Source organism: Microbulbifer mixtoriginis (SeqCode), from assembly GCF_052468275.1.
Genome location: NZ_CP174341.1, coordinates 3,690,873 through 3,716,089, shown reverse-complemented (window position 1 = coordinate 3,716,089; position 25,217 = coordinate 3,690,873). Strand labels below are relative to the sequence as shown.

Here is a 25,217-nt window from a genome sequence, read left to right as displayed (position 1 = left end):
CAAGAGTCGAGGGAAAAAAACAGCTCTAATGAATGGAGTCAGAATCTATGTCACAGGGAAAAAGGCGCCAGATAAATATCTTCAGCACCATGATGTGGGTGCAGGGGGCTTGCCTGTTGTTGGCAGTGATCGGACTTTGGCTTTCCGATGTGACGCTATCACCAGCAAGAGGCGACCCGTGGAGTTCTGTTGCCTGGGGAGTCTTGGGCGCACTGTTAAGCTTTGCTGTGGTTGTGGCATTGGCCCGCGCCCATCATCGCGTGGGGCGTACACTGCGTTGGTACTGTGCCCAGCTGGCGCCAATTTTCTGCAAAATGCCGTTGGCCCAGGTGGTACTGTTGTCTCTTGCCGCAGGTGTTTGTGAGGAGTTGTTATTTCGTGGCTTTCTGCAAACCTGGCTGTCGCAACTGAGCTCCCCGCTGCTGGGGTTACTCGGAGCTTCTTTCGTTTTTGCCCTCCTTCACTGGGCTTCGTTGATCTATGTGCTGTTAATTTTTGCATTTGGCCTAATCCTTGGTTTTGTCTACCAAGCCAGCGGCAGCCTATTGGGGGTGGTTGTCTGGCATGCCCTCTACGATTTTTTTGCCCTGGCCACACTTGCCTATTACCCGAAAGTACTGGGTGCGGATCGGTGGCTGGCCAAGTAACAAGCGCATTTCAGTGGTTGAGTGCGTCAGCCTTACAGCAGGGTATGCGCTAGTAGTAGGGTTAGTAGGGCGGTCATGGTAAAGCCGATCAGCGCTAGCAGGCCATCGTGAGCCACCAAGGCCAGCCCAAAAATAGTGAGGGCGAAGCCCGCTGTAGTGGCCGAAAAGGGCACCAGTTCCATCAGCGGCATTGTCAGGGCGATAAGTGAGCAAGTAGTGGCAATAGCATAGGTGCCACTGCGCTTTACCAGAAAATGCAGGCGTGGCTGCATCCAGCGATCGGCAAACTCTGCCGGTCGCCTCAACCAGTGCAATGCTCGGGTGAGCTTCTTCTTGGAAATCGAACGGTTTAATAGCCACTGGGGCAGCCATACATGTTTGCGCCCCAGTAACAACTGAATGGCCACTAGTAGGAGTAATGCTGCCATGGAGGTAGATATGCCGGGTACGCCGCTTAGGGGGGAAAATAGAATCAATCCCACCACCAGCAGAAAGGGCGCATAAGAACCGAGCCCTACAGCATCTATTACCAACTCTAGGGAGACCCGTTCAGTATGCTGGCAGCTGGCTTCTATGTGTTCCAGCAGCTGGCATAGGCCGGTAAATTCCTGGGGCATAGGCTTAGGCTTCAATGCCCATTACTGATTGATCGGACAAGAACGGTGAGTCGGGATCTTCCATCCGGGATCTTCCATCTGGGATCTTCCATCTGGGATCTTCCATACTGGCGCTTATGCCGGTGATAGGCTACGTAGATAAGCAGCAGGGAGGGGGCTAAAGACAGGAGCAGTCTAGATAAATAGTGCACAAACAACAGCATGGCGTTCACCGCAAAGGGAATCCTATAGAGATAGTCTGTGCCGCCAAAGCCTCAAGCGCCAGCCCAAAAAGGCGCTAGTTGGAAAACAATTCATCCAGAGTGAAGGTTTCTTGGCCTTTGCCCTCTTTAAGGCTCTCTCTCACCATCTTTGCCGCTACCTGAGCACCCTCGATTGGGCGATAACGCTGTAGTCCGGGGAGTCGGCAGATCCAGGGTAATAATATGGCGCCAATTTTCTCTGCTGGACGGGAATCACCCCGCTCACCTAAAAGTAGGGAAGGGCGAAAGATACTGGTTCGGGCAAAGGGCAAAGATAAAATTTCCTGTTCAAGTTCCCCCTTCATTTGCAAGTAGGCATTGCCACTTTTGGTATTGGCACCGCTAGAGGATACGAGCAGGTAATGCGACACCCCATTATCCGCAGCAAGCTTTGCCGCCTGGTATTGATACTCCACATCCACCTTATGTTGTTGCTCCAGGCTGCCTGCTTGTTTTTTGGTAGTGCCAAGGCAGGAAAAAAGCAAGTCACCACGGAATAAGTCTGCATAGTCCGTCAGATGTTCAAAGTCCACAATTTCATTGCGTACCTTGGGGTGGCGAATAGGGACATTTCGGCGGGTAAGAGTGATTATCTCATCGATAGCGGATTCCTTTGCCAACAGTTCAACCAGTTCACTGCCAATGAGTCCCGTTGCACCGATAATAATTGCCTTCATTATAAAGATTTCCGATTCATACATTTGCCAATTAGCTGATGATCCACTATTTAGGGATGGGGTTGTCAAGTGTATTGGTCCCTTTCTCCGCTGTAAATTTTCCGACTATTTTTTTAAATAAATGGGCGACTTATTTAAAAAATTAATTCTAAAAATAAATGTAGAAATGTTTGCTTATTACATATTAATCTCCTTCGTCATTGTTGGTGAAGGTATCAACCCTTTTAGGGAGTCGGATTGAACAATGCTATTTGATTACTCGAAACAGAAGTTGCCTATTCGTGAAGGTCTACGTGAGGCAAATTTAAAAGCCTGGCAGTTTATTGGGGAGGCCGGTAATTGGTGGTCTGCCCAGCAGCACCTTGTCATTGCCAGAGAGGTGCGTGCAGCACATGAATGTGCATTTTGCCGAGAGCGGAAGAAAGCGCTTTCACCTTATCAGGTGGAGGGGCGGCATGAATCTAATTCGGAACTTTCTGAAGTTATTGTCGATACAGTTCACCGTATAGTGACAGACTCCTCCCGCTTAAGTGAAGAGTGGTTTAAAAGAATAGTACCCTCAGAAATCTCTAAGGGACAGTATGTGGAGTTGGTCGCTGTAGTTGTATTTGTCATGAATGTGGATACCTTCCATCGGGCACTGGGTTTACCTTTGGAGGCATTACCAGAAATTAAAACTTTAGTGAATGAATCGCCATCGCAATATATTCCCGAAGGCCTGGAAGAGGGCGCAGCCTGGGTGCCAATGATCGGCAAGGGCCAGTGTGCAGAGGAGGAGCAAGATTTATATAGGGATGTGCCCAAGCCCACTAATGTGCTTAGAGCTTTGAGTTTGGTACCAGAGGCGGTGCGTTGTCAGCGCTATATGGAGAATCGTTATTACTTTTTACCCTCTGAGGTCATGCAGGTAGGTGAGAGTCACGATCGTGCGCTATCTCGTATAGAAATTGAGTTAGTCGCTACCAGGGTGTCGATGAATAACGAGTGTTTCTATTGTTCGGCATCTCACGCAATGTTGCTGCAAGTAAGCGGAGAGGTGCAGGGTAAGCAGCAAGATATCACCAACTTGCTCACTTCGGAAAGAGCGGCAGCTAGTGAAAATAATAGACCTGGTAATGGGGGAATCTCCGGGGAGTATGCGGAGCTTATTGGTTTTGTGGACGCTGCTATGGGGGATGATAATCAGCAACTTGTCCTCGCCAGGGAGAAGTTATCCAAGGAGCATGGTGATTCTGCACTGGCGGATACGGCCGCGCTAATAGGCAGTTTCCAGCGTATGAATCGTATTGCCAGCGCCACAGGAATAGAGCTGGATAAAGAAGTGGATCTGTTAAGTCAGCAGGCACAAAGTCAACTGGCGCTGGATACATATTCCCAGGCAAGTGAGACGACGGCCGGGGGTAAGGCGTTGGGGTGGCTATTTGCCAAGGTTCGCCCGATTTTGTTTAAAATGGTGGGGAAAAGAGCCAGGGATAGGGCTTAAGTAGCAAGCTACTCTCCCTTTGGAATAGTGAGCCAGATTCAATTGATAAAATGCATATGGTGGGCTAAAAAGCCCATATGCCAATGAGGATGAGTCGCCTACCGTTATAATCGTTATCGGTATAGTGTGGATCTTGATGGACCCGCTTCAATAGTGGGTTCAAAGGTCCTCTCAAGGTTTGGTGCAGTAAATATAAAGCAAGGTGCACCACGGAGAAATTGAGTGTAATCATTCCTGGCAAAACCTTCTGGTCAATCTTGGTGCAAAATTTAATGAACCAACAGATACAGTACATTTACCCAAAAGTACTTCACTGGGCTGATGGCTGCCCTGCATCTCCTGCTTGCGCATAGGCATACGGTCTATGCGCTGAAAAATTTCTACAGGGGAAAAGGTAACTGTACGATATTTTTCTCTGCCATCCTTGCCAATTAGCACAACTTGTTCACTATTTCCCTTGAAATATTCATCGCGAATATTTTTACCAAAATCCCCAGTAATTTTTCCTGCATAATTGGTTTCAATTTTGTCACCTGAAAATAAAAACCAAATAAGTTGCCTCTCAGCAAATTGTGGCCCCAGCTTGAGCAGTGACTCTAGGGTTTCAGGGGGCTTTGGTGGGTTTGCTAGCAGTAAAATACGATTTTTCCATTGAAAATCTTTAAGGTTACTTATAGCTGTTTCTTCAGCGGCAAGCTGTAAGGATTGAATAAGTAATAGCAAGAAAAATAGTATACGCATTATCACAACTCTGCTATTTAGATTGCTAAATACATTGGAGTTTAGCTGAGTAAACTCAACTAAGCTTAAGTAGTACCCTTTGTGGCACTCCAAAAGAAACGGTTTTGGGTGACCCTTTCAAGCTTACCGGTTTTTGTAATCAGGTTTTAGGATAAAAAATCGAGTCTGCGATAGATTAGCGTATTGCATGGTGTGGTCGAACTCCCCTGGCCTAACAATCAAATTGGAGTTTCTGAAGCTGGTACCATTTATGGCACATATGCAGGAGCCTACCCAGCAGTCAAACCGTTTAGGCCTATTAGCCATTTATGTTGCCCTATTTATCATTGCCATTGATATCAGTGCATTCTCCCCGGCGATTCCCGCAATAGAAAGGGAGATGAATATGAATATTACCACTTCACAGTGGGTAATTAATGGCTATGGGCTGGTTTTTGGGGTAATGGTTGTTACCGGTGGCCGTATTGCCGACATTATTGGGCGGCGCCGTACCTTCATCATTGGTGCGTGTATATTCCTTATCTTTTCCCTACTCGGAGGGCTAGCTGTAAATGTTCCAATGCTGTTGGCCGCCAGGGCTGCAATGGGTATTGGGGCCGCCTTAATGTGGCCATCAATTCTGGGGATGGCTTACAACCTTATGCCAGAAGAACGCGCTGGGGAAACCGGCGGATTAATTATGGCCATCTGCGGACTTGCCAATACCCTGGGGCCAGTAGTGGGGGGAGTGTTGGCAGATCTACTGAGTTGGCGCTGGCTATTCTTTTTCAACTTGCCCATCGCTACTGCGGCGGTCTATATGTGCTGGAAATATATCCCGATAGATACACCTTATGACCCAAACGAAAAAATTGACTATTTTGGGGTTTTGACCCTTACGGGTTCTTTGTTAAGTTTTCTCTTGGCCTTAAATTTCGCTTCTGAAAATGGCTTTATGAATCCCTTGGTAGTGGGGTTATTAACCTCCTCTCTTCTGTTTACGATTGCTTTTGTACTGATTGAAACAAAAGAGCGAGATTTCGCCCTGATACCTCAGGATATCATTAAGAATAAGCGATTCTTTGCCGCAGGAGCTGTTACCCTTTTTACCTCCGTAACTTTTTTTTCCGTGATCCTGTATTTGCCACAATACTTAACCAATGTGCGGGGTTTCTCTACTATTCAGTCCGGCTTGTCACTGGTACCCATGATGGTCGCTTTTGGCATAATGTCCTTTATTGCAGGTAAATTATATTTGCGTACCGGAGGGAAAATATTGGTATGTGTTGGAATTTTGGGCATGAGCCTGGGGATGTTTTACTTGTCCAGGTTGGGAGAAGGGTATAACTACATCTTAGGGCTGATTATATTAGGCGCTGGCCTGGGGCTGTTTAACCCCTCGACAACCACAATGGTTATTGCGGTTGTAAATCCCAACCGCGCTAGTTTAGCCAGTGCCATTATCTATATGCTCAAAATTACCGGTGGAGCGGTAGGGCTTGGTGTAAATGCGGCAATATTGGGTTTCTCTCCAGATATCACATCGGGTATTAGCTTGGCATTTGAGGTTAACGCCTGCTTTGCTTTTGTGGGCTTTGTTGTTGCGTTCATGTTTATGAGCGCTCCTAGAATTCCAGAGCGGGAAGGCGGGTAGTCACTGAAGTGCAAGACCAGGTGATGAAAGTGAAGGAAGCTGCGAATCTATCCGATTGGCTTGCAGAATTGCTGAGGGATTTACAGTGGTGAGTCAGCTACAGATTTCCAGAGGGCAGGTTTATGGCTTATTTGCTGCCGCTCTGGCCTTATTTATGGTCGCGATTGATATGAGCGCCTTCTCCCCTGCATTGCCAGCTATACAGCGTGAGTTTGGATTTGATATCACCACTTCGCAATGGGTGATTAATGGTTATGTACTTGTCTTTGGTATTTTGGTGGTCACTGGCGGTCGCATAGCGGATATCTATGGCAGAAAACGTGCATTTATGGTGGGAACGACTATTTTTGCTCTCTGCTCATTAATTGGTGGCCTCGCTATTGATATGGCCATGTTGCTGGTAGTCCGCTGTCTGATGGGGATAGGTGCAGCGTTAATGTGGCCCTCTGTTATAGGTATGACCTATAGCCTGGTTCCCAAAGAGTATGCTGGGCAGGTTGGTGGGGGCTTGATGGCAGTATTGGGGGTGGCAAATATTGTTGGGCCTGTGGCTGGAGGGGTGTTGGCTGAATATTTAAGTTGGAGGTGGATTTTTTTTATAAATATTCCTCTTGCGATTACCATAATTTGTTTTTGCTGGAAGTCAGTTCCAGATGATGTTCCCAAAATTTCACGGGAGAAGATAGACTACCTGGGAGTTTTGACGTTGAGTATTTCTCTGTTCAGTCTTTTGATTTCTTTGAATTTGGCTGCCGAAATTGGTTTCAGAGATCCATTGGTGATCTATCTGATAATGCTATTCTTAGTATTCATCTGCTTGTTTATTGTTGTGGAAAAGCGCAATCAAGAGGTTGCATTAATTCCTGCTGATATTGTCTCTAATAAAACATTTTCTCTGGTAAGTTTGGTTACTCTTTTATCGGCAGTGATGTTTTTTGCCGTTATTTTGTTTTTGCCCCAGTTTTTAATTGAATATCTGGGGTTTACTGCAGTTCAGTCTGGTATAGGAATGATCCCCATTATGGCAACCTTTGCCCTGACCTCCTATCTATCGGGTGTTCTGCATAAACAGCTGGGGGCTAAATTGTTGATATGTGGGGGACTTGTCTGCAAAGGCGCTGGAATATTTTCACTATCTTATCTGAACAAAGAAACAGAATATCTTGAACTTATACCCGGATTGATTATTTTGGGGATTGGCATTGGCTTGTTCAATCCGGCGGTGACTACCGCTGCGATATCAGTGGTAGATTCTGCGCGCTCAAGCTTGGCGAGTGCGATTCTTTATATGTTCAAGATTGCAGGAGGTGCCTTGGGCTTGGGAATCAATGCGGCTATTGTAGGTTTTGCGCCAGATGTGGTGAGTGGTATTGGTTGGGCCTATACGGTAAATGCTTATTTTGCTCTTAGTGCGTTTGTGATTGCTGTTTTCTTTCTTCCTGGGCAGTTACCAAAAGCCTTCTCGAGACGGTAGTAATAGTGAAACTTAATCGTTTTAAAAGATTCTATGTTGGGTTCGTAAATTTGATCAGGAGCGTGGTTTGATAATGTGTTGAGTTCGATTTGAGATCTAGTGCGCAGGAGGTTTCAATTAATGCCCGCGCTAAATTCTACTCTAGGAAAGGAGCAATATTTAGGGCTTGCGGCCTTATCAGTGGCTGTGTTCCTTGTGGCAAATGACTTTACGGCTTTTGCTCCAGCATTACCTGCCATTGAAAATGAATTTAATGTAGACATTACCACTTCCCAGTGGATTATTAATGGCTATGCGCTGGTCTTTGGGGTGCTGATCATTACTGGTGGCCGGCTTGCTGATCTCTACGGTAGAAGAGGTGTATTTTTTTGCGGTACCCTGATTTTTATATTTTTCTCCATTTTAGGCGGATTGGCAGTTAATGCTAATATGCTGTTGATTTCCCGAGCTTTGATGGCAGTTGGGGCAGCGTTGATGTGGCCATCAATTCTGGGGATGACCTATAACTTGATGCCCGATGACCGCTCTGGCCAGGCTGGCGGGCTGATTATGGCAGTTTGCGCTTTTGCTAATGCCGTAGGCCCAGTACTGGGAGGAATACTGGCGGACTTTTTAAGCTGGCGGTGGATTTTTTTAATCAATATCCCTATAGCATCAATCGCACTATTTGTCTGCTGGAAAGTAGTTCCGTTTACACCACCAGAGCAGACAGAAGAGAAAATTGATTATCCAGGTGTAGCAACACTTTCTATTTCACTATTTGGGCTATTGTTTGCGTTGGATATTTCTGGACAGATTGGCTTCCAGCATCCATTGGTTATTGCATTGTTGACGATATTTTTAGTTTTTATATGTTTATTTTCCGTTATTGAATGTCGCATAGGGCGTACTGCATTGGTTCCAGGTGATGTTATCGGCAATAAAAAATTTCTTTCAGCAAGTGTTGTTACCCTGTTAGTCGCTGTTTTATATTTTTCAGCCTTACTTTATATTCCGCAGTTTTTGACAAAAACACAGGGGTATAGCGCGATGCAATCTGGTATGTCATTGATTCCATTGATGGTTGTTTCGGGAATCTTTGCTTATATATCAGGGCGTTTTTATGAGCTGATTGGGCCAAGGTGGTTGGCTGGGGCAGGCACACTCTGTATGTGCGTAGGAATGTTTATGTTGTCTCATCTAAGCGACCATACCGGGTTCATTAGCCTTTTGCCGGGTATGATAATACTGGGTACAGGCATTGGCCTCTTTAACCCTGCAATTACCACTGCTGCAATCACTGCTGTATCACCAAGTCGAGCCAGTTTGGCCGGAGCCGTATTATATATGTTTAAAATTGCTGGAGGTGCCATTGGTCTTGGGATGAATGCGACTATTGTGGCTTTTTCACCAGATATCTCTTCAGGTATTGACCGGGCGTTTACGGTTAATGCTTATCTTGCACTTGCAGGGTTGGTTGCTTGTCTATTTTTTGTTGGTGCTAGCCAGAAGAAAGAGGTATCTGATTAGTATTCCTTTTGAGAATATCTATAAGTAAATAGCTCTTCAAAAGAGTGATGATTTTAGGGGTGACGGAGGGCACTTTACAGTAATCATCATAGTTTTCATGCTTCTATCCGCTCTTAATTGCTAAAATAGCAGAGCCTCATCGCAGTGAATTATTTCTAAGCTTCTATTTTTCGAAAATAAATATGGTCGGTATAAGTTTTTCCGTCAATCATATGAGCTTCTGGGATGATCATATCAAGATGAAAGCCGCACTTTCCGAGCACTCCCTCTGAAGCAATATTGCCTTCTGTTACCACTGCCTTATAGTGCGCAATACCATACTCTAAATATGCCCATTCCATTAAGCCGCAAAGCGATTCGGTACTATAATTTTTTCCATGGAATTCTGGTAACAGTAAATAGCCAACTTCAGCTATGCCATCCTCCAAATAAAACCCAGTTACACCCATTTTCTGGCCGGAGAGCTTATCTATAATAACCATGCACAACCAAGTGTTAGAGTTTGCTTCCCAGGGGGTAAGTCTTGATTCAAACTTAGACTTTATTACTGTTTCATCTGGCGTATCGAAACATAACTGGATTACTTGAGGATTAGTATGCAAATTTACAAAAAGTGACCAATCACCCTCGGTGATTAGTGACATGGTTAAGCGCTGGGTACTGACTTTCATTGTCTGCTCAAGATTCCATTAGTTCATTAATTTTGATGATATTTCAGGTTTGTTTAAAAGTTGATCTACACCTTTGAGTGGGAATGAATCTGCGAAGTAAGTTTGAAATAAATTCAACTTCGCAGATATCTAAAGATTAAGAGGTTATTAAAGTTTTTGCTCTTCAATGGTGGAATTCATTATGGCTACACATGCACTCCCTGGCCCAGCACAGGGACCTTTCAAAATGTATGTGGCACGCTTATTACAGCCGGAAGCGCCGTATGTGCGCCGGTCAAGTTGGTGGATCGTCATTGATTTAGCATCACAGTTTAAGTCAAAGGGTGCTCTTTTTGTGACAGTTTCCTCCATGAGGGAGGTGCAACCACTTAATGAAGCAATCAAAATGCTTGACCACATTAATTTACGTCCCACGGGTAATCCTTTTCTATAAAATTGATGAAGTAGGTAGGGAAGCATACACAGGCCTAAGCTTGTGGAGTGTTAATAGATTTATTAATACAAACTTGACTATGTTTCCCGTTGCTGAAAGTTAGATTTATTTCCCTTTAAGGTCTAGGTAACAATTATATTGTTAAAGCTATCCTTTGGGGAGTAGCCATTCTGGCTTTTGTCGTAAGTTAACGATCTCTTGGGGAAGGAAGATCGTCTTACCTTGATCGTTAGTACTAGTTAATCCTTTCATAATCACCCACTGAAGGTGGTATGTTCGGCTTCCAAGCTGATTGCACCTTAAATCGCTTAATAAGATCCTGAATCTTGGGGCTCATACAGCTTGCGGATTCTATTTCTTGATATACCCTGTCAGTTGCTCGTTTACCTGCGTCTAGAAGTATCTGCGCTGTTTGTTTTTCTGTTAGTTGGGGTCTTTTCTCTTTAAGGTATTGAGATGACATACGTGTTACCAGCTCATAATTTGCCAGGAATGAAGCTAGCTCTGGTTTTTTAGGTTGGTAACACTTACCAGCAGCGGCACTAGACAAGGTAAAGTGTTCATACATCTTAAGGATCTCAGGCGTACTCTGGGCAGTGGAGTTTGAGCTGGATAAAAGTGCGATGGATAGAGTTATTATGAATTGCATAACATTTCCATATGTTCAATGGTCTGCACTTATTTTAACTTAGAAAGCTTAGTTTTTACACTGCTTGAATAATTGCTTTTACTATAAGGTGGCTTACTTGGCTGGAAAATAGTTTTTTTGGTTTTACCAGAAATGCCAAGTAGCCACCCATATTATCACTATAGTATTTTTGGTAATCTTTGAGTTCATACTTGCTATTGAGAGGGTAGGGAGCTGAAAAGCTCCTTTTTGTATTCCATCCATTTTTTCATGGATTCATAATTTCTTATAAGTTCCTGCATTTTATGCATGGACTCTAGATGCTTCGGTTCTTTTTGCTGATACATCTCTATACCATGTTTCTTACTAAGATCTGCAATCTCTTCAGAGGAGTTTGCTTGAAATTCAACATCACAAGCGCCATCTAATTGCTTGCAGGTTATAGTTTTCATATCGAACTCCTTTTGTGAAAGGCAATTGATTTTTTGGCGTGCTAATTTTAGGACAACTGTAGATTTGAAGAGGTAATGGTGGAGAGGTACAGATTGGGAGACTTGAGCGATAGATGGTATTGCTAAGCTTGCTGCAGCTCTTTGAGAGGGCATTTGTGTGTACTTATGGGTATTAACGGGCCTTACAAAGGGCCATGTGGCCACAGTTATTAGACCCAAAAATCTTATGCGTGCCTAGAAGCTGTTTCATAACTTCTTTAGCGTAATTAACATGCAGGCAATATAGAAAAAAGCTCTGTATGAAGATAAGTAGCGATCCCACCTGACAACTAAACGACGGTAGTTCCCTAGCCATGCAAAAGTTCGCTCAACTTTCCAACGTCGCATATATCTCCTAAGCTTTCTGCCATCTTGTTTCGAAGGTTTTCTTCTATTCCTACGGTGAGGGCAAATCAGGTCAATTTCACGGCGGGCCAAACTATGGCGTAGTGGATCAGAATCTGCAGCCTTGTCGTACACTAGTCGTCGAATTTTTGTATTTTCATAGGTAACATCGAGTAGTGGGTGTAATAAATTTACTTCTGCTGGTGAGGCCGAAGTAACGGTGCCTCCCAATGGAATACCTTCGCCATCGACCACCACCATCCACTTTGTACCCTTGCCTCGCTTAGTTTTTCCGACTTCTGCTCCCCTTTTTTTGCTGAAGCAAAGCTACCATCCGAAAAGACTTCTTTCCAATTAAGCAGGGATCTTTGATCGAGCTGTCCGAAAAATTTTCTCCAAGCCTCCAACCAAGCGCCTTGCTCTTCCCAAAACTGGAGCCTTCTCCAGCAAGTACTCGGCGAAGGGTAAGATGGGGGGAGATCCTTCCATCGTGCTCCTGAGCGCAAAATCCACAAGATACCTTCAAAACATGCACGGTTATCAATGGGTTTGGGACCTCCTTTTCCATGTTTTAGCTGGGGAAGGCAAGGCTCAATCAATTTCCACTGAGCGTCGGTTAATTCTGACTTAAATCTACTCACACTTACTGGTCTTATCATTCCATGAGGTCGCAAGAATAACTGATTTCAAGTTATGAAACAGCTTCTAACCATTACCTTAATAGTAATATCTTACGCTTGTTTGAATGCTCGTGGTAGGGACTAATTGTGCAAACCTCCTGAATTAGATACTGTGCATATGGGGCTGGCTGGAGAAAATAAAGAGTGGTGGTTCTTGTGTGCTAACTGGATAAAAATTTATGAATTTATTTTTTACTTTGCCTAGAGATCTAGTCATCTAGTGACATAGGAATCATTAAAGCACAATCCATGTGGTGGTGAGGGATATAGGTATGGCTAGGAATGCTAACAATTCTACTAGCTATAAGTTATGCCTTGGTATTAAGAGGCTGTTGTTTTGCGTTATAACTCTAATACTTGTTGCGCAAGCGCTATATACATCTCCAAGCCAACAATATAGTTGCCGGAAGCAGTACAACAAACCATCCAGTCCATGCTGCAGGTTGATAGGGCTAATCAAGAAGGTAAGAACCATCATTGGTAGTACCTACTTTGCAGTATCAGTAAAAACCCTTCCCCATTATGAAATGCTTCATCTGTTTTTTTTGTGAACCACCAAGATATCAGATTTACTGTGCTCGATCGTGATAAGTAAACCGAAGAAAAGTGAGAGTACGTCGAGAAGATTAGTAAAAAGGTAATGAGTATTCATCGAAGTCCCTTTTCATTGTTATATTTTTTAGCTTAAATTTATAGCTTGGGCTGCCCCCATTGTTCATCTGTTTTAAGGTTTTAATGTATAAATGTGGGTTTCAAATGGACACTTCTGTGTCGGTTAATTTTGTGTAATTTATATGGTTAAACCCAAAAAATGACCTCCTACCATAAAGACGTAGTTTGTCGCCAGGTTTGAGATCCTCCCATGACTTTTTTGTCACGCCGCATATCTGATTGCTCATTAAGGAGTTGTACTCACTCAGAAGGATTCTACCTTTGCAATGCTTCTCTCGGTATCTAGATGATTTTCCTGAAACTGTCACATCTATGCTATCGTGAGTTGATATGAAAAAATGTAATGTTGCTGGTAATCCTCTTGCTATTGAAAGATAGATGGTAATTGGGATCCCCATAGTTAAAGCTACCCCCATCAAGAGAGGGCTTTTTTTCTGATCTTCGATAATTTCCCTTATTGTCGATTTTCTTCTGGGGAGAGAAATGAATAAGATTGTGAGTAGAACTATAGAGAGAGCGATGCTAGTAAAAGCAAGAAACCTAGCTTTTTCATCACTGATCAAAAGTTCACTCGAAGCTCCAATTGGGAGTAGGCAGGCTATGCCAATAGCTATACATGCATATATCTTGTGCTTAAGTGTTGCTCTTTTCTCGAGTGAGGAATCCATTGTTACCTTTTGTACGGCTGACTGATCATTTATTGAAGTCGCAATATATCATTTGATGTATGTGCTTCCCAGGCACTTACAACGATTTATAGTTCAGTTGGTTATTCTTTGGAGAGTAAATCTTTAAAGTGACAAAAACATAAAATTCAAGTCGTGATTAGTAAGGTTAACTAAGGAGTGGTAAATTTTTCAGTAAAAATGGTAGCCTAGTCAGCTATATGGCACTTCTCAAAAGTTCATTTATTGGTATTCAGGTTGCTTATATTTGCTCGTTGGTTCTATCTAGGTGATGCTGCAAATGCTCACAAATAAAATCCACACATAGTTTAATTTTTGGTATTTGATATTTACTGCGCTCGTAAAGAAGAAAGATGCCAATATCACCTCCAGGGCTGACAGAGACTTTACCTTGGGTGGGAACCTGTACTAATTCTCCAGATTCCAGGTGTTCGCAAATACTCCATGAGGGTACACAGAACATACCGCGATGATTCAGTGCTGCAGCCAGTAGAGCTTTGCCATTATTGCTGATCAGGTGGGTGGATAGCTTTAGTGGCACCCAGTGATCATCATCGAAATAATGCCAGTCAATCAGTCCTCTGGGGCCGCGGTATTGTAGGGCGTGGGCAGATTCTATAGCTAGTTTGTTTAGCGGTAACTCTTTCCCTAGGGTGTTTAGGTACTCGGGTGTGGCGGTGAGTGAGAATTCGTTCTTGGATAGACGCTTGGCGATGACATGCTCATCGGGAGCGGAGCCTCCGCGAATGGCGATATCTACAGGGTCTTTACCTAGCTGGGTAAGATCGTCGCTATAGTGCAGGTCAAAAACAATGTTTGGGTAACGTTGGACGAATTGTTCCAGTAGGGGGGTTAAGTGCTGTTCGCCGTAAGAGGGTAGGCAGCTGATACGGATCAACCCGCTGGGGGCTTCGAAGGTTTGGCTCACCAGCTCATCTGCCTGCTCCAGTTGGCGAATGGCTTCATTAATCATGGAGTAATAGAGCTTACCCAGTTCGGTAACTTCCACCTTGCGGGTGCTGCGCTGCAATAGCTCTACTCCCAGAGACTGCTCAAGGTCCCGCACACGCCGTGAAATAGAAGAGGCGGGAACATCGAATTCCTCAGCCACTGCAGTAAAACTACAGAGTTCTGCCACGCGCTTGAAGTAGCGTAATGCCCGGATTTTGTCCATAAAGCCCCTATTCTTGCTTGTTTACACGGCAACTTAGCATTCATTATTGTCAGAAAGACAAAAGAGTTCCACTAAATGCTCTCTGTTTCTCAGTTGGGGCAGGGGGCACTATCGCTCTCATTCTTGAACTGATGACTAGAGAGATTAATGAAAGCACTCAAAATTACCCAGTATGGCGATATCGATAGCAGCCTGGCTTTCCAGGAAGCGAATGTACCCGAGCCAGGTGCGAGCGAGGTGTTGATCAAGATCAATGCCGCCAGCATCAACCCCATTGATCTAATGGTGATGCGCGGCGAGATGAAAGCGCTAAAGAAGCTCAACTTGCCGGTGGGAATTGGCCGGGATCTGAGTGGTGAGGTGGTCGCAGTGGGTAGTGGAGTCTCACCATATCAGCCCGGAGAGGAAGTGTTCGCCAGGGTGGGGGAGGATCACGTGGGCACCCTTGCCCAGTATCTGGTGGTGGATGCTACGCATCTGGCGAAGAAACCTGAAAACCTCTCCCATGAAGAAGCTGCAAGTATCCCTTTGGTGGGGCTGACCTCCTACCAGGCCTTGATCCAGGTTGCTGGTTTGAAGAAGGGAGAGAAAGTATTGATCCATGCGGGTTCCGGTGGCATCGGCTCTATGGCGATTCAGCTTGCCAAGGCCTACGGCGCTTATGTGATTACTACAACCAGTAGTGCCAATGTGGACTGGGTGCGCAAACTCGGTGCGGACCAAGTGATCGATTATAAGAAAGAAAACTATCTGGATTTATTGTCTGATATTGATGTGGTGTATGACACCCTAGGCCAACAATACACAATGGATGCTTTTAAAGTATTGAAAAGAGGCGGCAGAGTAGTATCTATTGCTGGGGTGCTGGACCCGTTGACGGCGAGGGAGTTGGGTATCAACTGGTTTTTCCGTAAGCTAATCGGGCTTAAGTCTCGCCCGGTATTGAAACAGGCGAAAGACAAGAATGCGTTTTACCGTATGGTCATTATGCAGGCGAATGGGGATCAGCTCAGTGAGCTAAGCGCCTTATACAGGGACAAAATCATTTCTCCCGTCGTTGATAAAGTTTATCCATTCAGCCAGAGTCTGGCGGCTTTCTCTTACCTGAATAGCAAGCGAGCAAAGGGTAAAGTGATCATTTCATTGAACAGCGGCGATTAAATCGCCGGACTATTTGAACGGCTTCTTTACAAGTTGGCAGTCATTCCTGTATCTATTGGGTGATTGCCAATGGCTAGCCACTCTTATTTTATTGCTAGTCGCAAATGATAAATGATTATCGATTGCACAGCAGGTACTTTTAATATTTTATAGGTTGGCAGTTTTGCTTGTGAAAGACTTTCACAATGAATCTATAAAACAGTAGCCATTAACATTTCGGCGCGAATTTAGAATTAATGAGATCCACCTCACATAATTGCTCAGTCGCATCACTTCTCAGTGCAAAAAATTAGCAATTGCCGGTTTTCCTAGATTTGACTTTCCTCACATCTGCCTATTTCTGTATTCACTACAATGCCGCTGGCTGAAAGGTCCCTGTTTACAGGCACTTCAATGTGGCCCTCAAGGGGTTTGCACATCGCTGGTTTTCATTGATAAGGATTGGGTCAGAGGTAGGCCACATGTTCAGAATTTTACAGATAGCTCTCCTTCTTTTACTGGCTGCCGCAGTGAATGCGCAGAATGTCAGTCGTGATGATATCCGTGGTTTGGACGAGCAAATCCAGGATGTTAAGAAAGATGTAATTGATCTGACAGCAACTTTGGCACAGTTGGAAGAGAAACTGTTGTTTCCTTCCAATACTCAGGTGGCTTTGTTTGTTTCTGTCGCAGACGAAAAGCCTTTTGAACTGGAATCCGTAGAAGTCACTCTCAATGGTGAAATCGTGGCGCACCACCTCTACACCTATCGGGAAATTGAATCCTTACAAAAAGGGGGGGTGCAAAAAATCTATACAGGTAATGTGCAGGCTGGTGGACACCCATTACAAGTGCGCTTTATAGGCAAGACCCCTTCCGGTAAAGAGTATCGAGCCAATGCTTCTTATCAAATCGACAAGGCGGTAGGGCCAAAGTTTGTCGAGATCAGAATTTCCGGAACCGAGTCCGAGATTAACTTCAAGGACTGGTAACCATGCGTATCCCCCTGCTTTCGGCATTTTCCGGCGTAGCTGGAGCTGGCCTGCGTGTTCTCAGCTTTACATTATGTAGCTTGTCTCTACTCCCTAGTGTGGCTGGCGCAGACGATGATAAAGAAGAATTACGCGATCTGTTCTTTGGTGCTGCCATGTACTACGCCCACCAGGAAAACTACTTTGATGCGATTGTAGCGCTGGATAACGAGCTGGCCCAGTATCACCGTCTGGATGAGCCCGAGTTAGACCCCTTCAGTAATCATCTTGGGCAGGCTGAATTCTCTGTGGGTGACATGGAGCTTTCCTACCGTATGCACCGGGAAGCGGGGCGCGCAATTGAAGCGGTGCTGAAGGGCAATGTTTCGCAGGAGGTGCGCAATGAAGCCGCCTATCGTCTGGCTAAAATTCACTACCACAAACAGCAGCCTCTAAACGCTTTGCATGCGCTGGAAATGATTGAGGGCAGGGTGCCCTTGCGGGTGCGTGCCGAGGAGCAATTCCTGCGCGCGCGGGTTTTTATGGAGTTGGGGCGTCTCGAAGAAGCGGTAGAGCTACTGAAAGACCTGAAAGGTGAGGAATCCCTGGAGGGCTTTGTGGAGTTCAACCTGGGCATTGCCCAGTTGAAATCCGGCGAGGAAGCACGCGGGGTGTTGGAGCTGACCGCTCTGGGCAAGCGCCACAGTGGCGACCCGGCCGATCAGGCCCTGTACGACAAGACCAATTTATTACTGGGTTCCCACTTGATGGAGGCCGGCGAACTGCAGCTGGCGCGCCCTTATTTTGACCGGGTGAATCTCGAAGGGCCTTTCTCCAATCGGGCGCTGCTCGGTGCCGGTTGGGTGGAGGCCCGAGCGGGGCGTTTCGATCGCGCCCTGGTGCCCTGGCGGATATTGCAAAACCGCAAGGGCACCAATGAATCGGTGCAGGAAGTGATGCTGGCTGTGCCTTACGCCTACGGAAAATTGGATGTACACAGTACTGCGGCAATTCATTACGGCCGCGCCCTGGATGCCTTTGGTCGTGAGATCGACACACTGACGGCTTCCATCAACAGTATTCGTCAGGGCAAATTTCTCGAAGCTTTGCGGCGCAAAGAGGCTACCCAGGTACAAAACTGGGTGGTGGCGCTGCGCAATCTGCCGGAGGCACCGGAGACTCACTATCTCCTCGACCTCATGGCCTCCAATGACTACCAAGAATTCCTGCGTAACTACCGCGACTTGAATGATCTCTACGAGCGCAATAAAGAGTGGCTTAAAAGTCTCACTGCCTTCGAGGATATTATCAGCGCGCGTCGGGCTTACTACGAGCCCCTGTTACCACAGCTGGATGAGCAGTTCCGTACCTTGGATGCACGGATCAAGCTGCGTATGGAGCAGCGCGATCAATTTTCCAGTCGCATAGAGCAAATGCTGGTTTCCCGCCGCCCGGAGTATCTCGCCACCGCCGAAGAGCAGGAAGCGCGCCTGCAACTACTGCAGCTGCATAAGCAGATCGCACGCAATCCTAAAGGTTTTACCGAGCAAAGCCGCAACCGTGTTGAGCGCTTGCAGGGTATTTTGGATTTGCGTCTCTCTACGGAATATCACCAGCGTCTCACCGAGGCCTATAAGCATTTGCAGGCCCTCAATGCTGAGATCGAAAAGTTACAAACGGTGTACCGCTCCTATGTGCGCAGTCGTCAGGCGGCGACCCACAGTTACACCGGTTATAACAAGGATATCCAGCGTTCGCGTGCGCAGATCCGCTCAGCCCAGCAGCGTCTGGAGATGTTGATGGCGCGCCAGGGCAGCATGCTGGAAACACTCGCTGTTGAAGAGCTGGAGCGCCGCCGCAGCCAACTGGAGAGTTACCAGATCAAAGCGCGCTTCGCCCTAGCCGACAGTTACGACCGCGCCCATGAACTGCAGGAGCAGCGCGAGGATCAGCGCAAGATTGAACAGCATCGCGAGGCTCAGCCTGAAACTTTGCCAGAACAAAACCCTCCCGAATTGGAAGCACCGGAAAGCGAAAATGGGCTGCAGGAGCAGAGCCAAGCAGCCCGGCCGGAAACTCTGCCTGAGAGCAATCCTGCCGAATTGAAAGTGCCAGAAAGTGAAAATGGGCCACTGGAGCAGGGCGGGCAACCCCAAGCAGACCAGCCGGAAATTTTACCTGAGAACAAATCCGCTGAACGGCAAGTTTCAGAAACTGAGGGGGATAAGGCGTGAAACCTGTAAATCATCGCGTAAGCCCCTCTGCTAGTTTTGCGGTTGAGCCAATAGCTACAGGGCGGAAGCCCAAAAATGCACTGCGCTATGGTGCATTCGCCGCGGCATTACTGTTACTTAACGCTTGTGCGGTGAACAGCGGTAAAACAATTGGCAGCCTGCAAAATGTCGATATTGAGATTAAAGAGGAATATATCGACGGCAGCCTGGAAAAGGCCCTGGCAAGTTATCAGCGCTACCTGCAGGAAACGCCCGAATCGAGTCTCACCCCTGAAGCGATGCGTCGAATTGCCGACCTGAAAATTAAGCAGGCACACCGGGCCGAGGATGCTGCCATTGACGGTATTGCCCCTGCCATAGCAAGCAGTGGTGCTGTGATTGCCATCGAAGCACCGGAGGCAACAGCAGAAAATGCCCTGGAAGCTCCGGCTGAGGTAACCGCGCCTGTTGCCAAGGTACAGCGTATCCCCACTGAGCATGTAGCAGGGGCGGAATCTGATGCGGAGTTTGAAGCTCGCGCTAGTGGCAGTGTGGATATCGCCGCAGACGCCACTCCACTGCAGGTTCCTGAAGAAGACCCGGAAGCGCTGATGTCGGCGAATGCCCGAGAGGCTATCGCTCTGTATCTCAACCTGCTGAAGAAATACCCTCTTTACGACCGCAACGACCAGGTGATGTACCAGCTCTCCCGCGCCTATGAAGAGGCCGGGCAAATTGATGCCGCAGTAGATGTATTGCGTCAGTTGGTAGCCAAATACCCGGATTCCCGTCATATCGATGAAGCCTGGTTTCGCCTGGGGGAATATTACTTTACCCGCAAAAAGTATCTGGATGCGGAAGAGGCCTATGGCCGGGTAATCACCATTGGGCAGATTTCCAGTTTTTACGAGCTGGCCCTGTATAAACGCGGTTGGTCCCTGTTTAAGCAGGATATGTACGAGATGGCCCTGGACGATTATGTGGCCATGCTCGATTACAAAGTCTCCCAGGGTTACGACTTTGACCAGCAGACCAATACGGTTGAGCGCAAGCATGTGGACGATACTTTCCGCGTGGTGAGTCTGAGCTTCTCATATATGGAGGGCCCGGATTCTATTGTCGACTATTTCTCCCGCAAGGGTGCGCGCCAGTATGAATACCTGGTGTACAGCCATCTCGGGGAGTATTACCTGAATAAACGTCGCTACCAGGATTCGGCCAAATCCTATATCGCCTTTGTGGAGCGCAATCCACTGCACAAGGTTTCTGCGGACTTTTCCATTCGTGTGATCGAGATTTACAGCAAGGGCGGTTTCCCCAAACTGGTGCTTGAAGCGAAGAAGACTTTTGTAAATACCTATGCCCTCAATGCCGACTACTGGACAGTATTCGATATTAATGAGTTCGGCGAGGTGGTCGAATTTCTACAGGCTAACCTGATCGACCTGGCCGGCCATTACCACGCCGCCTACCAGAACAAGAAACTGAAGGATAAAAAGGGCGAGCACTACCTAGAGGCAATTCACTGGTATCGCCGTTACTTGCAGTCCTTCAGAGAAGCTGAACGCGCGCCGGAAATGAACTACCAGCTCGCCGGCTTGATGCTGGAAAATCGCGATTTCCACAATGCCGCTCTGGAATATGAGCGCACCGCCTACGAATACCCTGCCCACAAGGATTCCAGTGAGGCGGGTTACGCTGCGGTTTACGCTTATCGCGAACATCTGGCCAACAATTTGAAAGAAGCCAGTGCAGATCAGCGCGCTCCATTGTTGCGTGAAATTATCCGCTCATCGTTAACCTTTGCCGATACCTTCTCACAGCACGCCAAAGCGCCGCAGGTAATGCTGGGTGCGGTGGAAGATTTGTACGGTCTTAAAGACTATATGCCGGCGATCGATAACGGACGCCAGCTATTGGAAAAATTCCCGGCGGCAGAGCAGGAGATTCGCCGCTCTGCCTGGATGGTGGTGGCCCACGGCTCCTTTGATACCCATGCCTATGCCGATGCGGAAGTGGCCTATGGGGAAACCCTAAATCTCACCGCCACCGATGCCAAGGATCGTGCAGGCCTGGTCGACAATCTGGCGGCATCCATTTACCAGCAGGGTGATATGGCACGCAAGCAGGAGGACCACGCTACTGCTGCCGGCCACTTCCTGCGCATTCGCGCTGCGGCTCCGGGAGCCACTTTACTGGCCACCGCCGAATACGATGCTGCTGCCTCCCTGATTGTACTCAAGGATTGGACCCAGGCCGCCACAGTGCTGAACAATTTCCGTGGGAATTTCCCAGAGCATGAACTGGCCAAAGATGTCACCAAGAAACTGGCGGTGGTCTATCAGGAAAGTGGCGAGCTCTTATTGGCAGCGGCGGAGTTTGAGCGTATTGAGCGAGAATCTGAGGACGAGGAAATACGCCGCGAGGCTCTGACACAGGCAGCGGATCTCTACAGTACCGCTAAAGATAGCGACAGGGCGTTGGCGGTGTTGAGGCGCTACGTGAAGCTGTTCCCCAACCCCATGGAGCCCGCTCTGGAGACGCGGCAAAAAATCGCCGATATCTACAAAACTGCTGGGCAGCAAAAACGCTATATGCAGGAACTGCGTGAGATGGTGCGCATAGAGAAGCGTGGCGGTTCCCAGCGCAGTGATCGCACCCGCTACCTGGCTGGTAGCGCCGCGTTACAGCTGGCTGAGCCCAGTTATCGGGCCTTTACCCAGGTGGCGCTAGTTAAGCCAATCGAGCAGAACCTCAATTTGAAACGCAAGCGCATGAAAAAAGCGATTAGCGATTTCTCTGCCCTGATTGATTACCAGGCCGCGGATGTGACCGCCGCAGCCACTTATTACCTCGCGGAAATTTATTTGCACTTCAGTGTGTCTCTGAAAGAGTCCGAGCGCCCAACGAATTTGAGTGCGCTGGAACTGGAAGAGTACGAGCTGGCTCTGGAAGATCAAATTTATCCGTTCGAGGAAAAAGCGATTTCCGTGCATGAAAAAAATGTCGAGTTACTTGGGGTGGGTATCTACAACCCCTGGATCGATAAGAGTATCGGCCAACTTGCCGGTCTGATGCCGGCCCGTTATGCCCGTGTCGAAGAGGCTGGGGACTACCTGCAGAGTATTGTCCCTCTGCCACCGGAGCCGGAGGCCTTGGAATCAGCGGAAGTAGTTTCCGGCCAGTAATAGCGAGAATGGAGAAGAGGGCTATGCAAATTAAAATGCGAGTGGTTTTCCTGTGGGTGGTTACGCTGTTTTTGGCTGCCTGTGCGGGAGTTCAGACCAAGTCGGGCAAGGTTTCTGATTATTCCTCTGTGCGGGTGTCCGGCAGTGTGAGCCGGGACTTTGAACGATCCCTGGAATTCCTTGCGGATAAGGAATTTGTGCGCGCGATTGAGTTGTTGGAGACGGTTGTCGAGCGCGAGCAGCGTTTGCCTGCGCCTTATATTAATCTCGGCATTGCCCAAATTCAGGTGGCAGAAGAAAAAAAAGCGGAAGAGGCTTTTCTTAAAGCGCTGGAAATAGATGGCGAGCACCCGGTGGCCACGAATGAACTGGCAGTGCTTTACCGCAAGCAGGGCCGTTTTGCCGATGCGCGCAAAATTTATGTGAATGCCTTGGCAGAAAACCCCGAATACCTGCCATTGATAAAAAATCTAGGCATATTGTGTGATCTCTATCTGCAAGATCTCCAGTGTGCTCTGGCACAATTCCAGCAATATGTACAGCTGGAACCCGAGGACCAGGATGTGTCTATCTGGCTGGCGGATCTCAAACGGAGGGCGGGCAAGTGATAGCGCAGTGTAAATGGATTTTGCCGTTTATGATGGGGGTTGCCATTTTTCCTTTTGCCGGTGCGCAGACCCAAGAGGGTGAAAAAACCCAAGCCACAGATAAGAAAGTGGATACCAAAGTTAAAGAGTTATCGGGTATTTCCATTATTGGTAATAAAGAAGCGCCCAAGTCTCTGTATATCGTTCCCTGGAAAAGTTCCGAGGTGGGTGTCGAAAGTGATCTTGTCTCCAGTTTGATGGACGACAAGCTCAAGCCGCTCGACAAGGAAGTTTTCATGCGTGAGCTGGAGTTCTACCAGCTCAGCCTGTCCGGCGATTAACGCCGTCCTTTCTCTGGCTAAAGCCAGAGCAGCAACCAATTACTGCAGTATTTCTCAAGAGGGTTTGTAATGGACTTTTTCAACAGCGTCATCGAGTTTTTCCAGACGGGCGGTACTTTTATGTACCCCATTCTTGTGGTGGCCGCCCTGGGTGGCGCAGTAGCAATTGAGCGATTTATTCGCCTGCATTACGAGCGTCGTACCAACCGCACTATGTGGGATAAATTGCAGCCAATCCTCTCCAGTGGTGATTTCGATCGTGCGCGCAATCTGGTTAAGCAGGATAACTCCAGTGTGGCAAAGCTACTTTCCATGGGGTTGGCCCGTCAGGGTGCAGTGCGCCGCCGCGAAGATATCGAAATCGCGATGGAAGAGAGCATGATGGAAATCACTCCACAGCTGGAAAAGCGCACGCCCTACGTAGCACTGTTTTCTAATATCGCCACGCTGCTGGGTCTGCTCGGTACTATTATGGGCCTGATTGAAGCCTTTACCGCAGTGGCCAATGCCAACCCGGCAGAAAAAGCCGACCTGCTTTCCGCCAGTATCTCGGTAGCGATGAACACAACGGCTTTCGGTCTGATGACCGGTATTCCCCTGTTGATTGTGCATGCACTGCTCAACTCCCTCACTGGAGAAATTATCGATAGCCTGGAAATGGTTTCCGTAAAAGCCTCCAATCTGATCGATAGTTCAACCCGCCGTCGCTTCGAAGTCGATGCGCCTGCTTCAAAAAATAAAGGTGAAAACAAGCCGGCTAGCAAGTCTGGGAAGGATACCAAATCACAACCAGTGGCCGAGTCCAAAACCGAAGAACAGCAAACGGAAACCGCGTAATGAGAAGGCGGCGCCACGGGAGAGATAAAGAGGCCCCGGAGCTGGACATCACCGCCTTCCTAAACCTGATGGTGGTGCTGGTACCGTTTCTGTTGGTATCGGCGGTGTTCTCACGGGTAACAATTTTAGAGCTAAATATGCCGAGCGGAGCCGGTGGTGGAGCGCCGGATGATCCCACGGTCACGGTAGAAGTCGTCGTTCGCACAGAGGCGCTGGAGATTAGTGATGGTGAGAAAGTCATTGCGCGTTTTCCAAACCTGACGCAATCCGAAGAGGGTGAGTCTGCGCCGCTGGAAGCGGCTACAGAGGAAGGCGCCGGGGGGGGGGAACAGCTTGCTCTGTTGCCAACTGCGGAGGTCTACGATCTGAAAAAACTCACCGAGTTTTTACTGCAGGTTAAGGCCAGCTACCCAGAAAAAACCGACTCCATTTTGTTGATGGAAGCGGATATTGCCTATGAGCACTTGGTGGGTGTAATGGATACCGTGCGCGGAGCCGAGGTGCGTGTGGAAGGCAGCGATCCCAGTGATCCAAGTGCTGTAGAGAAAGTGGTGCTGTTTCCCGATATTTCCATAGGAGATGCGCCGTGAGACATGAAAGCCGACGTATGAAGCGCATGGCGCGCAGCCATAAGCGTAAAAAAACCTCGGGTATGAACCTTACCTCGCTAATGGACGTGTTCACCATTTTGGTTTTTTTCCTCTTGACCAACACTTCCAGTAATGAAGCGTTGGAGCCACCGAAGGTGATCACACTGCCGGATTCGGTGGTGGAGACCAAACCAAGGGAAACCGTAACCCTGATGGTGACCAATGAGGAAATTCTGGTGGAATCCAATTCAGTGGTGGCTACCAGCGAGGTACTTGAGAGTGAAGAAATCATTATCGAGGCCATTAAGCAGGCGATGATCGCCGAGATGGGTAAGGCTATCGGTGTGGCCCAGGCCTCTGCTGAGGCGGAGGCCGAAGAAGCCGGCACCGAGGGAGAAGTTCAGCCGGAGCCACCGGAAGTCAATATTCTCGCGGACAGGGGCATTCCGTTCAGTTTGCTTAAGAAGGTGATGTCCAGTTGTACGGAAGCTGGTTACACCAAGGTATCGCTGGCGGTTATTCAGAAAGCATCTCAGGGTTAATGGAA

23 protein-coding genes and 1 pseudogene are annotated in these 25,217 nt (G+C 47.5%); 14 read left to right on the top strand and 10 right to left on the bottom strand.

Annotation, left to right across the window (positions count from 1 at the left end):
- Window positions 1–47: 47 nt before the first annotated feature.
- The gene (locus tag ACJJIC_RS16320; protein WP_445357424.1) at window positions 48–647 is read left to right on the top strand and encodes a CPBP family intramembrane glutamic endopeptidase; all 600 of its coding nucleotides are present in this window, start codon (window positions 48–50) and stop codon (window positions 645–647) included.
- 32 nt (window positions 648–679) lie between these two features.
- Here the strand turns inward: ACJJIC_RS16320 and ACJJIC_RS16315 are convergent, their stop codons facing one another.
- Together ACJJIC_RS16315 and ACJJIC_RS16310 are read right to left on the bottom strand one after the other, a co-directional pair.
- Window positions 680–1,264, bottom strand: coding sequence for an exopolysaccharide biosynthesis protein (locus ACJJIC_RS16315; RefSeq protein ID WP_444886578.1), 585 nt, complete (start codon window positions 1,262–1,264; stop codon window positions 680–682).
- A gap of 277 nt (window positions 1,265–1,541) precedes the next feature.
- A complete protein-coding gene (locus ACJJIC_RS16310; RefSeq protein ID WP_445357423.1) occupies window positions 1,542–2,183 on the bottom strand; it encodes an NAD-dependent epimerase/dehydratase family protein in 642 nt (213 codons plus the stop codon).
- 244 nt (window positions 2,184–2,427) lie between these two features.
- On the opposite strand from ACJJIC_RS16310, the gene ACJJIC_RS16305 reads away from it, so the two are divergent.
- Complete coding sequence (locus ACJJIC_RS16305; protein ID WP_445357422.1) at window positions 2,428–3,666, top strand: alkylhydroperoxidase-related (seleno)protein; 1,239 nt, start codon at window positions 2,428–2,430, stop codon at window positions 3,664–3,666.
- A gap of 228 nt (window positions 3,667–3,894) precedes the next feature.
- Here the strand turns inward: ACJJIC_RS16305 and ACJJIC_RS16300 are convergent, their stop codons facing one another.
- Window positions 3,895–4,407 carry a DUF4174 domain-containing protein gene (locus ACJJIC_RS16300; protein WP_444884423.1) on the bottom strand — a complete coding sequence of 171 codons (513 nt, stop codon included), beginning with the start codon at window positions 4,405–4,407 and terminating at the stop codon, window positions 3,895–3,897.
- Window positions 4,408–4,657: 250 nt separating this feature from the next.
- On the opposite strand from ACJJIC_RS16300, the gene ACJJIC_RS16295 reads away from it, so the two are divergent.
- The 3 genes from ACJJIC_RS16295 to ACJJIC_RS16285 all read left to right on the top strand — a co-directional run bounded on the left by ACJJIC_RS16295 (window position 4,658) and on the right by ACJJIC_RS16285 (window position 9,023).
- Window positions 4,658–6,040 (top strand): MFS transporter, encoded by a 1,383-nt coding sequence (locus ACJJIC_RS16295; protein ID WP_445357421.1) that lies wholly within the window; start codon window positions 4,658–4,660, stop codon window positions 6,038–6,040.
- Between the two features lie 88 nt (window positions 6,041–6,128).
- Window positions 6,129–7,514: an MFS transporter gene (locus ACJJIC_RS16290; RefSeq protein WP_445357420.1), complete on the top strand. Its 1,386-nt coding sequence runs from the start codon at window positions 6,129–6,131 to the stop codon at window positions 7,512–7,514.
- A 120-nt stretch (window positions 7,515–7,634) separates the two neighbouring features.
- Entirely contained in the window at window positions 7,635–9,023 is a 1,389-nt protein-coding gene (locus tag ACJJIC_RS16285; protein WP_445357419.1) for an MFS transporter, read from the top strand.
- A 155-nt stretch (window positions 9,024–9,178) separates the two neighbouring features.
- Here the strand turns inward: ACJJIC_RS16285 and ACJJIC_RS16280 are convergent, their stop codons facing one another.
- The 7 genes and pseudogenes from ACJJIC_RS16280 to ACJJIC_RS16250 all read right to left on the bottom strand — a co-directional run bounded on the left by ACJJIC_RS16280 (window position 9,179) and on the right by ACJJIC_RS16250 (window position 14,803).
- The gene (locus tag ACJJIC_RS16280) at window positions 9,179–9,694 is read right to left on the bottom strand and encodes a GNAT family N-acetyltransferase (RefSeq protein ID WP_445357418.1); all 516 of its coding nucleotides are present in this window, start codon (window positions 9,692–9,694) and stop codon (window positions 9,179–9,181) included.
- 668 nt (window positions 9,695–10,362) lie between these two features.
- Window positions 10,363–10,776 (bottom strand): hypothetical protein, encoded by a 414-nt coding sequence (locus tag ACJJIC_RS16275; protein ID WP_445357417.1) that lies wholly within the window; start codon window positions 10,774–10,776, stop codon window positions 10,363–10,365.
- 194 nt (window positions 10,777–10,970) lie between these two features.
- On the bottom strand, window positions 10,971–11,207 hold the full coding sequence (locus ACJJIC_RS16270) for a DUF1059 domain-containing protein (RefSeq protein ID WP_445357416.1): 237 nt from the start codon (window positions 11,205–11,207) through the stop codon (window positions 10,971–10,973).
- A 246-nt stretch (window positions 11,208–11,453) separates the two neighbouring features.
- Window positions 11,454–11,885 (bottom strand): annotated as a pseudogene (locus ACJJIC_RS16265) (IS5 family transposase); the annotation flags it as partial.
- A complete protein-coding gene (locus ACJJIC_RS16260) occupies window positions 11,783–12,250 on the bottom strand; it encodes a transposase (RefSeq protein WP_445357415.1) in 468 nt (155 codons plus the stop codon). The gene ACJJIC_RS16260 and the pseudogene ACJJIC_RS16265, both read right to left, overlap by 103 nt.
- Before the next feature lie 773 nt (window positions 12,251–13,023).
- On the bottom strand, window positions 13,024–13,611 hold the full coding sequence (locus ACJJIC_RS16255) for a hypothetical protein (protein ID WP_445357414.1): 588 nt from the start codon (window positions 13,609–13,611) through the stop codon (window positions 13,024–13,026).
- 259 nt (window positions 13,612–13,870) lie between these two features.
- A complete protein-coding gene (locus tag ACJJIC_RS16250) occupies window positions 13,871–14,803 on the bottom strand; it encodes a LysR family transcriptional regulator (RefSeq protein ID WP_444900431.1) in 933 nt (310 codons plus the stop codon).
- A 147-nt stretch (window positions 14,804–14,950) separates the two neighbouring features.
- Between ACJJIC_RS16250 and ACJJIC_RS16245 the strand changes: the two genes are divergently transcribed.
- The 9 genes from ACJJIC_RS16245 to ACJJIC_RS16205 all read left to right on the top strand — a co-directional run bounded on the left by ACJJIC_RS16245 (window position 14,951) and on the right by ACJJIC_RS16205 (window position 25,212).
- Window positions 14,951–15,964 (top strand): NADP-dependent oxidoreductase, encoded by a 1,014-nt coding sequence (locus ACJJIC_RS16245; RefSeq protein WP_445357413.1) that lies wholly within the window; start codon window positions 14,951–14,953, stop codon window positions 15,962–15,964.
- 461 nt (window positions 15,965–16,425) lie between these two features.
- The gene (locus ACJJIC_RS16240) at window positions 16,426–16,935 is read left to right on the top strand and encodes a hypothetical protein (protein ID WP_252082145.1); all 510 of its coding nucleotides are present in this window, start codon (window positions 16,426–16,428) and stop codon (window positions 16,933–16,935) included.
- A gap of 2 nt (window positions 16,936–16,937) precedes the next feature.
- Window positions 16,938–19,148 (top strand): tetratricopeptide repeat protein, encoded by a 2,211-nt coding sequence (locus tag ACJJIC_RS16235; protein ID WP_445357412.1) that lies wholly within the window; start codon window positions 16,938–16,940, stop codon window positions 19,146–19,148.
- Window positions 19,145–22,315 (top strand): tetratricopeptide repeat protein, encoded by a 3,171-nt coding sequence (locus tag ACJJIC_RS16230; protein ID WP_445357411.1) that lies wholly within the window; start codon window positions 19,145–19,147, stop codon window positions 22,313–22,315. The genes ACJJIC_RS16235 and ACJJIC_RS16230 overlap by 4 nt, the downstream gene beginning before the upstream one ends.
- Before the next feature lie 23 nt (window positions 22,316–22,338).
- Window positions 22,339–22,923 (top strand): tetratricopeptide repeat protein, encoded by a 585-nt coding sequence (locus tag ACJJIC_RS16225; RefSeq protein ID WP_445357410.1) that lies wholly within the window; start codon window positions 22,339–22,341, stop codon window positions 22,921–22,923.
- Window positions 22,920–23,243 (top strand): hypothetical protein, encoded by a 324-nt coding sequence (locus ACJJIC_RS16220; RefSeq protein ID WP_445357409.1) that lies wholly within the window; start codon window positions 22,920–22,922, stop codon window positions 23,241–23,243. Before ACJJIC_RS16225 ends, ACJJIC_RS16220 begins: the two co-directional genes overlap by 4 nt.
- A 69-nt stretch (window positions 23,244–23,312) precedes the next feature.
- A complete protein-coding gene (locus ACJJIC_RS16215; RefSeq protein ID WP_445357408.1) occupies window positions 23,313–24,080 on the top strand; it encodes a MotA/TolQ/ExbB proton channel family protein in 768 nt (255 codons plus the stop codon).
- Window positions 24,080–24,670: an ExbD/TolR family protein gene (locus ACJJIC_RS16210; protein ID WP_444884442.1), complete on the top strand. Its 591-nt coding sequence runs from the start codon at window positions 24,080–24,082 to the stop codon at window positions 24,668–24,670. Before ACJJIC_RS16215 ends, ACJJIC_RS16210 begins: the two co-directional genes overlap by 1 nt.
- Window positions 24,667–25,212, top strand: coding sequence for an ExbD/TolR family protein (locus tag ACJJIC_RS16205; protein ID WP_252082138.1), 546 nt, complete (start codon window positions 24,667–24,669; stop codon window positions 25,210–25,212). The genes ACJJIC_RS16210 and ACJJIC_RS16205 overlap by 4 nt, the downstream gene beginning before the upstream one ends.
- The last annotated feature ends 5 nt before the right edge of the window (window positions 25,213–25,217 follow it).